General features: G+C 60.5%; 13 protein-coding genes and 1 pseudogene. All 14 read left to right on the top strand.

Annotated features, from left to right (window positions below; all coding sequences use genetic code 11):
* The coding region (gene tssE, locus ACIGDJ_RS23805; protein WP_397504626.1) for a type VI secretion system baseplate subunit TssE at positions 1-260 on the top strand (260 nt) is incomplete at its 5' end.
* 10 nt (positions 261-270) lie between these two features.
* Positions 271-564: pseudogene (locus ACIGDJ_RS23810) on the top strand (PAAR domain-containing protein); the annotation flags it as partial.
* 1,108 nt (positions 565-1,672) lie between these two features.
* Positions 1,673-2,056 carry a hypothetical protein gene (locus tag ACIGDJ_RS23815; protein WP_101161712.1) on the top strand — a complete coding sequence of 128 codons (384 nt, stop codon included), beginning with the start codon at positions 1,673-1,675 and terminating at the stop codon, positions 2,054-2,056.
* Positions 2,053-2,460 carry a hypothetical protein gene (locus tag ACIGDJ_RS23820; RefSeq protein ID WP_397479829.1) on the top strand — a complete coding sequence of 136 codons (408 nt, stop codon included), beginning with the start codon at positions 2,053-2,055 and terminating at the stop codon, positions 2,458-2,460. Before ACIGDJ_RS23815 ends, ACIGDJ_RS23820 begins: the two co-directional genes overlap by 4 nt.
* Positions 2,461-2,482: 22 nt before the next feature.
* Positions 2,483-2,860, top strand: coding sequence for a hypothetical protein (locus tag ACIGDJ_RS23825; protein WP_397479826.1), 378 nt, complete (start codon positions 2,483-2,485; stop codon positions 2,858-2,860).
* Between the two features lie 40 nt (positions 2,861-2,900).
* Positions 2,901-3,260 carry a hypothetical protein gene (locus ACIGDJ_RS23830; protein WP_101161706.1) on the top strand — a complete coding sequence of 120 codons (360 nt, stop codon included), beginning with the start codon at positions 2,901-2,903 and terminating at the stop codon, positions 3,258-3,260.
* The gene (locus ACIGDJ_RS23835) at positions 3,257-3,709 is read left to right on the top strand and encodes a hypothetical protein (protein WP_101161705.1); all 453 of its coding nucleotides are present in this window, start codon (positions 3,257-3,259) and stop codon (positions 3,707-3,709) included. The genes ACIGDJ_RS23830 and ACIGDJ_RS23835 overlap by 4 nt, the downstream gene beginning before the upstream one ends.
* 27 nt (positions 3,710-3,736) lie before the next feature.
* The gene (tssF, locus tag ACIGDJ_RS23840; protein WP_101161703.1) at positions 3,737-5,524 is read left to right on the top strand and encodes a type VI secretion system baseplate subunit TssF; all 1,788 of its coding nucleotides are present in this window, start codon (positions 3,737-3,739) and stop codon (positions 5,522-5,524) included.
* On the top strand, positions 5,488-6,495 hold the full coding sequence (tssG, locus tag ACIGDJ_RS23845; protein WP_397479825.1) for a type VI secretion system baseplate subunit TssG: 1,008 nt from the start codon (positions 5,488-5,490) through the stop codon (positions 6,493-6,495). Before tssF ends, tssG begins: the two co-directional genes overlap by 37 nt.
* A gap of 11 nt (positions 6,496-6,506) precedes the next feature.
* Complete coding sequence (gene tssH / locus ACIGDJ_RS23850) at positions 6,507-9,164, top strand: type VI secretion system ATPase TssH (protein ID WP_397479824.1); 2,658 nt, start codon at positions 6,507-6,509, stop codon at positions 9,162-9,164.
* Between the two features lie 10 nt (positions 9,165-9,174).
* Positions 9,175-10,695, top strand: a complete 1,521-nt coding sequence (locus ACIGDJ_RS23855) for a sigma-54-dependent Fis family transcriptional regulator (protein WP_101161697.1) — start codon at positions 9,175-9,177, stop codon at positions 10,693-10,695.
* Between the two features lie 93 nt (positions 10,696-10,788).
* Entirely contained in the window at positions 10,789-10,929 is a 141-nt protein-coding gene (locus ACIGDJ_RS23860; RefSeq protein ID WP_003229566.1) for a hypothetical protein, read from the top strand.
* 18 nt (positions 10,930-10,947) lie between these two features.
* The gene (gene tagH, locus ACIGDJ_RS23865; protein ID WP_397479823.1) at positions 10,948-12,144 is read left to right on the top strand and encodes a type VI secretion system-associated FHA domain protein TagH; all 1,197 of its coding nucleotides are present in this window, start codon (positions 10,948-10,950) and stop codon (positions 12,142-12,144) included.
* Between the two features lie 5 nt (positions 12,145-12,149).
* Positions 12,150-12,650 carry a type VI secretion system lipoprotein TssJ gene (gene tssJ / locus ACIGDJ_RS23870; RefSeq protein WP_101161693.1) on the top strand — a complete coding sequence of 167 codons (501 nt, stop codon included), beginning with the start codon at positions 12,150-12,152 and terminating at the stop codon, positions 12,648-12,650.

Consider the following 12,650-nt stretch of genomic DNA (forward strand, 5'->3'; position numbering starts at 1 on the left):
CCGACTACGGGTTGCCCGATCTCAATGACATGCGCCTGAGCCTGCACGACTCGCTGAGTCAGGCCCGCCTGGCCATCGAAAGCTTCATCGAAGCCTACGAGCCGCGCCTGAGCAACGTGCGTGTCATTTCCCTGCCGCGTGACCACGATCAGCTTCGCCTGGCCTTCAGTATCGAAGGCCTGCTGGAAATTGAAGGGTTCAAGCGTCAGGTCAGTTTTTCCGCGCGCCTGGATGGCAGCGGTCAAGTCAAGGTCACCTAAGGAGATCCCGATGTCTGGCAAACCCGCAGCACGCGTATCCGACCCCACCGCTTGCCCGCTCCCCGGCCATGGCACCAACCCGATCGCCGCCGGTTCCGGCGACGTGTTCTTCGACGGCCTCGCGGCCGCCCGCCAAGGCGATGCCTCGGCGTGTGGTGGTGCGATGTCCGGCAGCTTGGCGACCACTGTGTTGATCAATGGAAAACCGGCCGCCACAGTCGGCTCCGTTGGCTCTCACGGGAACAAGGTTACGGCGGGTTCAGGGACGGTGATTATCGGTAATTCGCATTCGCCAGCGCCATTTTCGGGGCTTGCCGCTATAGCGGTTGTCGCGGCGCTGGATTACCGACTGGGTTTGAAGTCCGGTGGCAACTCGGTACTGACGCCGCTGGAAATTCCAGACTTCGACGAGCTGAAATCAGGAACATCGAAAAACCGTGAGGTGGTCGATTTCGTTGTCGAGAACCGCATGGACGCAGCTGACAGTGTGAAGCTGGAAGTGCTGGACGGCGAAAAGCTGGTTTACGCCGAAGCCAACACCGCGCCGTTCCTGCCACCAGGCAAGCATCCATGGCAATGGGACGGCTACGACACGGCCGGCATCCTTGATACCAAAGTCCTGAAAAGCCCGAACCTGAAAGTGCGCCTCACCGCGACCGGGGCGGGGAAACAGCACGTGACTGAAGTGAAGCTTGATTGCTCGGCTGGAGAGGTTAAGTGGGTCGATGCGCGCATCGACCGCAACGCCAAGACCGTTGAGGTCACGTTACGCCCGAGCTTTTCAGACGGCGGCAGTAGTGGTTCCACACCCGGACTGGTACCCACGCCTTTCAGCACTTTACTCGGCTGGGCCAAGGAAGGTATCGAGTTGTACTGGTCGCGTAATGGCTCACGCGGCGGCGGTATCGCTGAGGGCATCACGACCAGCAAAGGCCTGTACAAAGTCACGGTCAAAACCGAGATCAACGTCGAGCCCAAAGCCGGGGATTTCCCTTTGATTGATTCGCTGTCGGCGGACTTCGGTCGTTCCACCAGTCTTGCGATTGCCAGAAAGGTTTATCACAACGCCGGTTATGCCTATGAAAGCTACGTTGTTCAACGACGTCGAACTCCAGAGTTCGCTAGAGACATTGCCAGAGAAGAGTTCAAAGAAACGTCGGCTCATGAGTTTGGTCATTTGATTCTCAATGAGTACGGTGGGGGAATCATCCCCGGTTACTCCTGGACTCACAAAGAAACATCCACATTGATGCAAAACCCTAAGGACAACCACCCGACGCCGAACGCCGGCGAGGTGGATGTCATGCATTACTTCAGCAGTTACACGCAGTCCTCCGCTGATCTGCAAAAGAGAATGGCGGCGTCTGAACAGGACGTCAAAAGCTTGCTTTGGCTGGCAAGGGTCGAGTTCGATGACTAGGTTGACCGGTCTCATCTTGCCGTTCGTTTCCCTTTATGGCTGTGCTGCTCAGCAGGTGTACAACAACCATGTGTATGTCGAAAACCGCTGTGGCCAGCGCTTGGCAATGAGGGTTTCCAACGGCTCGAACATGTATTCGCAGGATCGCCACATGACTGCCGAACCGGATTCCCGTGCCATGGTCGCGAGTTTTGCTTCCTATGGTGAGGATGTGATGGAGCAGATCCCGCATAACTATCTGTTGAAGATCAACGATGCTGCTGGCACCAGGATCATCGGCGCTCTGGAGTTGAAGAGGCGCCTGAGTGGCGTACAGAAGGTCAGTCAAGGGACACAGCGCGAGTGGACAATCAGCGAGGCATCGGTTTGTCCGTGAAACTGCCAAGGACGATTTTGATGATGAGATGGGTAAGCCTCTTCGCGTGCTTCGTTTCGCTGACTGCATGCGCTGCGCAGCAGGTCTATCGCAATGATGTTTACCTGCTGAACACTTGTGGAGTACCACTGGAGTTGACGCTGGCGAACGACTCCAACTATGACGATCAGCCACGCAGTTTCACGTTAAACCCGAACCAGCGCAGTTCCATCGGCAACTACCAGTCATTCGGTGAAGACGTATCGGTTCAGATCAGCGACCAGTACAGCCTGTCGATCAAAAGCCAGAACGGGACTAAGTCCATTGACGCACAGACCTTGCGAAAGGCAGTAGCGAGCATCAAAAAAACCGAAGAAAAAGCTGTCCGTTCGTGGACGGTCGACACGGGGGCTTTCTGCCCATGAAGCACTCGTTCGGGTTGGCTCGATGAAACTCAGAGCCTGGCAATGCCTCATCGCTTTTCTCAGCTCGGTCGGTTTGCTGACGATTGTGGTCGGCTTGACGTTGCTTTTGCGAATGGAAAGCTCAACCGAACCAAAGCTGTTCGCTCATCCCCACGCGTTGTGGATTGGCGCCGAGGATGGTGGGGTATTCGTCGAGATTACCAAGTACGAAGCACCGGATTATTACGTGGAGATTCGCCACGAAAATGGCGGGATGTGGACTGAGGGCTGGGTTCGATATGGCACCACGGACAGCCATCCACTCAGCGCTGCGGCGATTGGTGGCTACGGCGGTGAAGAGCTCTATGTGTATACGGGTGTCGCGATCACGCCGCAAAAACAGGGAGTTGGGCAGCGATGAACAAATATGTGCCAGCGACCCCGGGGCAGGAGACGGACGCATGACCAATTCAGGTCGCTTTGGAATGATTTGGCTGCAGCGCTTGCTACTCGTGGTGGGAGCGTTCGCCTGCATGCTCTATTTTTCTGCGCATGCGCTTTCCAACGCCTTGATGTTGTTGATGGAGCGCGAAAATTTTATCCCCGCGCAGTCGTCCATCTGGACATTCGAACCTTACGAAATCAATCAAGGTTCTTCGTCTTACTGGCTCTACGGTGAGGACGGAGACAACTATTACTTTTTTGCGTACGTCCCCGAAGATTCGTATCGCTTGATCGCAAAAGACAATCGGTGCGCAGGCTTCGACAAGCGTGATGTCCGCACATGGTGCTCGGATTACGCTGTGGAGGTTCGTCGATGACCGACTCAGTAGACGAAATGCTCATGCTCAGTCGCGCACAACTTAACTTCTTCATGGCTGCATTGTGGCTGCCACTGCTGGCGGTGTTGGCGATTACTTCCTATGACCTGTGGAATGGCGAGTATTTAACATCCGAGTCGTCCGGAATTTATTGGCAGTACCTGTTGTGGTGGGGCGTTCCCGGGCTTCTGGGTTTCTCGCTGTGGATGTCCCGATCGGCGCAGCGCCGGAACGAGCAACAGGCATTGCGGATGGTTTGGTGGGCGCCAGTGAAGTTCATCCCGTTCTATGCCGTGCCCTGGATGCTGTATGGCTTGTTCAGTCTGATCGTCCGTCCGCTGAGTGATGCTTACATGGCGTACGGCTGGATCTCGGTTGTGCCGTTCCTGCTGATTGGCGGCTATGTCTGTGCCGGCGTAACGGTCGCGCTCTACAGGATATTTTTTTGATGAGTTCCACTACCAGGCAGGTACCCCGTGTCCTTTAACCACTACTACCAAAGCGAACTCACCGCACTGCGCCAGCTCGGTCGCCGTTTCGCCGAGCGTAGTCCGGCGTTGGCACCGTATCTGGGGCAGGCCGGGCGGGATCCGGATGTGGAGCGGTTGCTGGAAGGCTTCGCGTTTCTGACCGGGCGCTTGCGCCAGAAGCTCGATGACGAGCTGCCGGAGCTCAGCCACTCGCTGATGCAGCTGCTGTGGCCCAACTACATGCGCCCGCTGCCAGCGTTCAGCATTTTGCAGTTCGACCCGCTCAAGCGTTCCGGGCCGGCGCTGCTGGTCGAGCGCGATACGCCGATCGAGAGCAAGCCGATCGAAGACGTGCGCTGCCGTTTCCGCACCTGCTACCCGACCGAGGTGCTGCCGCTGGATCTGGCGGCGCTGAATTATTCGGTGAAGGGGGATGGCTCGCTGCTCAGCCTGCGCCTGGAAATGAGTGCCGACGGCCACCTCGGCGAATTGGAGCTGAGCAAATTGCGCCTGCACTTTGCCGGTGAGCGCTACATCAGCCAGATGCTCTACCTGAGCCTGCTGCGCAACCTCGACGGCATCGAGCTGATCCCGCTCGACGGCGCTGGTAAGCCGATCGATGGCGTCAGCGGCAAGCCGATGGCGTTCAAGATTCCCGGCGACCGGGTCAAACCGGTGGGCTTTGCCGAAGAAGAAGCGTTGATCCCGTATCCGCTGAACACCTTCCGTGGCTATCGCTACCTGCAGGAATACTTCGCCTTCCAGGACAAATTCCTCTTCGTCGACGTCAACGGTCTGGACATTCTCAAGGCGCTGCCGGAAGACACGCTCAAGCAGATGCGTGGTCTCGAACTGCGCTTCGACATCCGCAAGAGCGGCATCATGCGCATGCGCCCGACGCTGGATAACGTCAAGTTGTTCTGCACGCCGATTGCCAACCTGTTTGCCCACGATGCACTGCCGATCCGTCTCGACGGCAAGCAGGACGAATACCTGCTGCTGCCGGCGGAATACGACCTGGAAAACTGCGGTGTGTTCTCGGTGGAAACCGTGACCGGCTGGAAGCCCGGCGGCCTCGGATATCAGGAGTACGTGCCGTTCGAATCGTTCGAGCACGACCCGAGTTTCGACGTCCCCAACAGCCGCCCGCATTACAGCATCCGCCAGCGTTCGTCCTTGCTGCACGACGGCCTCGACACCTACCTGAGCTTCGGCATACGCCACACCGAAGCCCACGAAACCCTGTCGATCGAGCTGATGTGCACCAATCAGAACCTGCCGAAAAAGCTCAAGCTCGGCGACATCTGCATGGCGAGCGAGCAGACCCCGGAATTCCTCAGTTTCCGCAACATCACCCCGGCCACGTCGAGCTTCGCGCCGCCGCTGAACCGTGACTTCCTGTGGAAGCTGATCAGCAACATGTCGCTTAACTATCTGTCGCTGGCCGACGTCAATGCGTTGAAGGTGATTCTGGAAACCTACGACCTGCCGCGTTACTACGACCAGCACGCGGAAAAGGTCAGCAAACGCCTGCTCGGCGGCCTCAAGCACATCAAGCATCACCACGTCGACCGACTGCATCGCGGTCTGCCGGTGCGCGGTTTGCGCACCGAACTGACCATCGACCCGGAAGGCTATATCGGCGAAGGCGACCTGTTCGTTTTCGCTTCGGTTCTCAACGAGTTTTTCGCGCTTTACGCCAGTCTCAATTCATTCCATGAGCTGCGGGTAAAAAGCACACAGGGAGAGGTGTACCAATGGACACCACGTATGGGCCTGCAGCCCCTGCTCTAAGCGGGCTGACCAAGGTAATACGCGAGTACTCGCTGTTTCAGGCCGTGCTGCTGGTGATCGACCGGCTGCGCGTAGCACACCCACATCTGAGCGAAGACGATCTGTACGACCAGGTCGAGTTCCAGGCCAACCCGAGCCTGGGCTTTCCGCGCAGCGACGTCGATCGCGTCGAGTTTTTCGAAGAGCACGGCAAGATGCGCGCGCGCATGCGCTTCAACCTGATTGGCCTGGTCGGCTCAGGTTCGCCGCTGCCGGCGTTTTACGGCGAGCAAGCCTTGGGCGACAGCGAGGACGGCAACCCGACACGCAATTTCCTCGACCTGTTTCACCATCGCCTGCAACGGCTGATGCTGCCGATCTGGCGCAAATACCGATATCGCGCAAGCTTCCAGAGTGGCGCGATTGACCCGTTCTCCTCGCAGCTGTTCGCCCTGATCGGCCTGGGCGGCGACGAGATTCGCAAGGCCAAGGAACTCAACTGGAAACGCCTGCTGCCGTACCTCGGCCTGCTCAGCCTGCGCGCGCACTCGGCGGCGCTGATCGAAGCCGTGCTGCGTTACTACTTCAAGCACGAAGACTTGGTCATCGAGCAGTGCATCGAGCGCCGCGTAGAAATTCTCGAAGAGCAGCGCAATCGATTGGGCCGCGCCAACAGCCTGCTCGGTGAAGACCTCGTGCTCGGCGAACACGTGCGCGACCGCAGCGGCAAATTCCGCATTCACATCACCGAACTCGACTGGCAGCGATTCCATGAATTCCTGCCGATCGGTTTCGGTTACCAGCCGCTCTGCGCGCTGGTGCGGTTCACCCTGCGTGACCCGCTCGATTACGACATTCGCCTGGTCCTGCGCCAGGAAGAAATCCGCGAACTGCGCATCGGTGAGCAGAACGCCTGTCGCCTCGGTTGGACCAGTTGGCTGGGCCGCGAAAAAGCGGACGGCGTGGTAACCCTGGGCAGCAAAATTCATTAAGGACGTGAGCCATGATCAACGTAGACCTGCAACAACTCATCCAGGCGCTGGACGCCGAAACCCGTCGTGATCTGGAACGTTCGGCCGAGCGTTGCGTGGCCCGTGGCGGCAGCAAGATTCTGGTCGAAGACTTGCTGCTGGGCCTGCTTGAGCGCCCGAACGGCTTGCTGTCGCGCGCGTTGCAAGATGCTGACGTTGACGCTGGAGAGCTGAGCGCCGCGCTGCAATCGCGGATCGAGCACAGCGCTTCGCGCAACCCGGTGTTCGCTCCGGAACTGGTGCAATGGCTGCAAGACGCACTGCTGGTGGCCAACCTTGAACTGGGCCAGACCCAGGTTGAAGACGCCGCGCTGATTCTCGCGCTGCTGCGCAACCCGATGCGCTACGCCGGCAGCCGTTATCAGCCGCTGCTCGCCAAACTGAACATTGATCGCTTGAAAGAATTTGCCCTGTCGCAACAGGAGCAGCCGGCGGCCAATGGCAAACCGGCCGCGCAAGGCGAATCGCTGTTGCAGCGCTTCACCCACAACCTGACCCAGCAGGCCCGCGACGGCAAACTCGACCCGGTGCTGTGCCGTGACGGCGCGATCCGGCAGATGGTCGACATCCTTGCCCGTCGCCGCAAGAACAACCCGATCGTCGTCGGTGAAGCCGGTGTCGGTAAAACCGCCATCGTCGAAGGTCTGGCCTCGCGCATCGCTGCCGGTGAAGTACCGCAGGTGCTCAAAGGCGTTGAATTGCTCTCGCTGGACATGGGCCTGTTGCAGGCCGGCGCCAGCGTCAAAGGTGAGTTCGAGCGTCGCCTCAAAGGCGTGATCGACGAAGTCAAAGCCTCGCCGAAACCGATCATTCTGTTCATCGACGAAGCTCACACGCTGATCGGCGCGGGCGGCAATGCCGGTGGCTCCGACGCAGCCAACCTGCTGAAACCGGCGCTGGCCCGTGGCGAATTGCGCACCATCGCCGCGACGACCTGGGCCGAGTACAAGAAATACTTCGAGAAGGACCCGGCGCTGGCCCGTCGTTTCCAACCGGTGCAACTGCACGAACCGACCGTCAGCGAAGCGGTGACCATCCTCCGTGGTCTGGCCCAGGTTTACGAGAAGAGCCACGGCATCTATCTGCGCGATGACGCGGTGGTTTCGGCGGCTGAATTGTCCGCGCGTTATCTGGCCGGTCGGCAGCTGCCGGACAAAGCTGTCGATGTGCTCGACACCGCTTGCGCCCGCGTGCGCATCAGCCTCGCCGCCGCCCCGGAAAGCCTTGAGCGCCTGCGTGGCGAACTGGCTGAAGGCGGCCGTCAGCGTCAGGCCCTGCGCCGCGATGCCGAGGCCGGTCTGCTGATCGACCACGAAGCGCTGGAAGCACTGGAAGCGCGTCTGGACGAAGCCGAAAGCGAGATGGTTGCGCTCGAGACCCTGTGGACTGAGCAAAAAGAACTGGCCGAGCGCCTGCTGGAACTGCGTCAGCAATTGGCCAAGGCCCGCGAAGCCGCAGCGGTCGAGCCAACCGTCAACGTTGAAGAAGACGCCGAAGGCACCGTGATTGAAACCGTGGTCGCTGAGGTTGAAGAAGGCCAAAGCGTCGAAGCGCTGGAAGCTCAGCTTCACGAAACCCACACGGCGTTGACTGCTGCGCAAGTCAAAGAGCGTCTGGTCAGCTTCGAAGTGTGCCCGCGTCTGGTTGCCGAAGTGATCAGCGCCTGGACCGGCGTGCCGTTGGCGCAACTGGCCCGCGAACACAACGCCAAGGTCGCCAGTTTCGCCACCGATCTGCGCACGCGCATTCGTGGTCAGGAACAAGCGGTGCACGCGCTGGATCGCTCGATGCGCGCCACTGCGGCCGGCCTGAACAAGCCTGACGCACCGGTCGGCGTGTTCCTGCTGGTCGGCCCGAGCGGCGTCGGCAAGACCGAAACCGCGCTGGCCCTGGCTGACCTGCTGTATGGCGGCGACCGTTTCATCACCACCATCAACATGTCCGAATTCCAGGAGAAGCACACCGTCTCGCGCCTGATCGGCGCGCCTCCGGGCTACGTCGGTTACGGCGAGGGCGGCATGCTCACCGAAGCGGTGCGGCAGAAGCCGTATTCGGTGGTGTTGCTCGATGAAGTCGAGAAGGCTGATCCGGACGTGCTCAACTTGTTCTACCAAATCTTCGACAAAGGCGTGGCCAACGACGGCGAAGGTCGCGAGATCGACTTCCGCAACACGTTGATCCTGATGACCTCCAACCTCGGTAGCGACAAGATCAGCGAACTCTGCGAAGACGGCGCGCGGCCGACCGCCGAAGTGCTCGAAGAAACCATTCGCCCGGTGCTCAGCAAACACTTCAAACCGGCGCTGCTGGCGCGGATGAAAGTCGTGCCGTACTACCCGGTCGGCGGACCGGTACTGCGCGAACTGATCGAAATCAAGCTCGGCCGTCTGGGCGAGCGCCTGAATCGTCGTCAGCTGGATTTCACTTGGTGCCAGAACCTCGTCGATCACCTGTCCGAGCGCTGCACGCAAAGCGAAAGCGGTGCGCGTCTGATCGACCATTTGCTCGATCAACACGTGTTGCCGCTGGTGGCTGATCGTCTGCTCGATGCCATGGCAACCGGCGAAAGCCTCAAGCGTGTGCATGCCACGCTCGACGGCAACTCCAGCGTGACCTGCGAGTTCGTCTGAGGTGGGCGTGATGTTCACTCAAGTGCCGCAGCCACTGGTCTACGCCGAAGCGTTGCTGGCGCAGTTCGCCAGTCTGTCGCGGGCGGCGAACAGCGCCGCGCTGCTGGGTGAATTCGTCCGTGGTCTGGCCGAGCTGAGTGGCTGCGAGCTGACGCAGCTGTATCTGCTCGACGCCACCCACACCTGCCTGGGCATGAACGCCGAGTATCTCGACGGCGCGCTGCAACCGCGTCAGGCGGCGAGCCTGCCGGCGGATTACAACGGTGAACAACTGCTGCAATTCGCCCTGTGCCAGAACCGCGTGGTGTGCCTCGACGACCTGGCCGGCAGCCTGCACGAAACCAGTTTTCTGCCGGCGGCGGGTATGTCATGGCAATCACTGTTGTGTGTGCCGCTGGTCAACCAGCACAAGTCGGTCGAGGGCTTGCTGCTGTGTGCCAGCCGTCGGCGTACCGACCTGCAGGGTTTCGCCGATTCCCTCGGCCAGCTCGGTTCGTTCGTGCTCGGCCAACTGCATCTGCTGCAACGCCTGCGTCAGCCGCCGGCCGAATCGGCCACGGCCACACGCAGCGTGCCGAGCATCAGCGGCTACGGCCTGATCGGCAAAAGCGCGGCGATGCGCCAGACCTATTCGCTGATCAGCAAGATCCTCCACAGCCCGTATACCGTGCTGTTGCGTGGCGAGACCGGCACCGGCAAGGAGGTGGTGGCGCGGGCAATTCACGATTGTGGTCCGCGTCGCTCCCAGGCGTTCATCGTGCAGAACTGCGCGGCGTTCCCGGAAAACCTGCTGGAAAGCGAACTGTTCGGCTATCGCAAAGGCGCTTTCACCGGCGCCGATCGCGATCGCGCCGGGCTGTTCGACGCGGCCAATGGCGGCACGCTGCTGCTCGATGAAATCGGTGACATGCCGCTGTCGTTGCAAGCGAAGATTCTGCGCGTGCTGCAGGAAGGCGAAATTCGTCCGCTGGGCTCCAACGACACGCACAAGATCGACGTGCGCATCATCGCCGCGACGCACCGTGATCTGGCGGCGCTGGTCAGCGAAGGCAAATTCCGCGAGGACCTGTATTACCGCCTCGCGCAGTTCCCGATCGAGCTGCCGGCCCTGCGTCAACGCGAAGGCGACATCCTCGATCTGGCCCGGCACTTCGCCGAGAAGACCTGCACGTTTCTGCAGCGTGATCCGGTGCGCTGGTCGGACTCGGCACTGGAACATCTGTGCGGTTACACCTTCCCCGGCAACGTTCGCGAACTCAAGGCACTGGTCGAGCGCGCGGTATTGCTGTGCGAGGGTGGCGAGTTGCTCGCCGAACATTTTTCCCTGCGTCTGGAGCCGATGCCCGAAGACAACAGCGGCTTGAATCTGCGTGAACGGCTGGAGCAGGTCGAGCGCACCTTGCTGCTCGATTGCCTGCGCAAGAACGACGGCAACCAGACCCTCGCCGCCCGCGAACTAGGCCTGCCACGGCGCACGCTGCTGTACCGGCTGGGACGCTTGAACATCAATCTGGGCGATTTCGATGGCTAGGCAAAGAGCCCGCGAGATGTCCGCAAATACCCATTTCAGCGCCGCCCGCAAGGGCCGGCGCTTTGTGCTTTGTCTACACCTGGAGACCCTCTGATGTCTGTTCGTCACTGGCACGCTGTCCTGCTGACCCTCGTCGTTCTATGCGGCCTTGGCGGCTGTAGCGGCAATTACAAATTCAACGACAACGACTATCGCCCGTTGGGTGATCCGCAAGCGGTCAATCGCGGCAAGTGACCGCAAGGAGCATCAAACATGGAATTGGTTTTCGAAATGCTGAACACCAAGCAGTTCGTGCCCACCGAGTTGTGCCAGCGAACCTTCAAGCAGGCCGGTGGCGTGATCGGGCGCGGCGAGGACTGCGACTGGATCATCCCTGACCGCAAGCGTCACCTGTCCAATCACCACGCGATTGTCAGCTACCGCGAGGGCTCGTTTTTCCTCACCGATACCAGCAGCAATGGTGTCCAGGACGGCAGCAGCGGCGCACGCCTGCACAAGGGCGAACCGGTGCGCATCGAGCACGGCAGCACCTACATTCTCGGCGACTTCGAGATTCGTGCGCGGCTGGTCCGCGATCCGGCCACGTTCGACGGTGAAGTCGGCCGTCCGCGCGCGGCCGGCAGCATCATTCCGGATGACGCGTTCCTCGACCTCGACCCGCTCAATGCGCTGGAACAGCAGGAGCGCGTCTACTCGGAAATCGACGAGCTGCTGGCACCCACGGCGAAGCCGGAAGATTCGCGTCAGCGTGCCGACTACGCGCGCATCGACATGGAAAGCCTGATGGTCCCGGAGCTGATCGCCGCCCCGGCCGAACCTGAGCCGGCGCCTGCACCGAAAGCCGTTGAGCGTCAGAGCGAAGGTTTCTGGGAGCACTTCGGCGCGGCGCTGGGCATCGACGTGAAAGGCCTCAGCCACGACGAACGTGAAGCGCTGGCGCTGAACGCTGCGCGCCTGCTGCGCCAGAGCGTCGGCGGTTTGCAGCAGAGTCTGCGTACTCGCTCGGAGCTGAAAAACGAATTGCGTCTGGCCCAGACCACCGTGCAAGGCACCAACAAGAACCCGCTGAAATTCGCCGTCGATCCGAGCGAAGCACTGCAGATTCTGTTGCAGCCGAGCAAGCCCGGGCACCTGCCGGCCGAGCAGGCGATATCCCGCGCGTTCCGTGATTTGCAGGCGCATCAAGTGGCACTGCTGACCGCCAGTCGCGCCGCCGTGCGGGGCACGCTGGAGCATTTCTCGCCAGAGCAACTGACCTTGCGTTTCGAGCGCGACAACAAGCCGTTGATCGCGACATCGGGCGGGCGCTGGAGAGCGTTCGGCCGCTATCACCAGGCCCTGCGTCAGGACGATGACTGGAGCGAGCGCCTGCTGGCCCGCGACTTCGCTCAGGCCTACGAAGAACAGATCCGCCTGATCTCAACCCTCCACACCGACCACCAAGGATGATGCGCATGTCTCGCCGCTCGACCGCTTTTTTCAAGACGCTGACTGCGCTCACCGTGCTGGTGCTGCTTGCCGGTTGCTCGTCGCTGTCGCCGTACTCGAAAGTGACCAAGATCAACCTGAAACTGACCGGCAGCGATCAGCTCAATCCGGACCTCAACGGTCGGCCGTCGCCAATCGTCGTGCGCCTGTTCGAACTCAAGCATCCGGTGACTTTCGAGAACGCTGATTTCTTCAGCCTCTACGAGCGCGCCAAGGAATCCCTCAACCCGGATCTGGTGGCCAGCGAAGAACTCGAACTGCGCCCGGGTGAAACCGTGGAGATGAAGCTCAAGGTGGAAGAGGGCAGCCTTTATGTTGGCGTTCTTGCCGCTTACCGCGACTTGCCGGACACCCAGTGGCGCCACACGGTTCAGATCACTGCGCTGGAAGTCACCGACGTCGACCTGACACTGGACCAGACCGGCATCCGTAACACCCATCAAGTGCTCGCCAAGGCGGATGACTGA

The organism is Pseudomonas sp. NPDC079367 (genome assembly GCF_044542195.1).
Taxonomy (GTDB): Bacteria; Pseudomonadota; Gammaproteobacteria; order Pseudomonadales; family Pseudomonadaceae; genus Aquipseudomonas.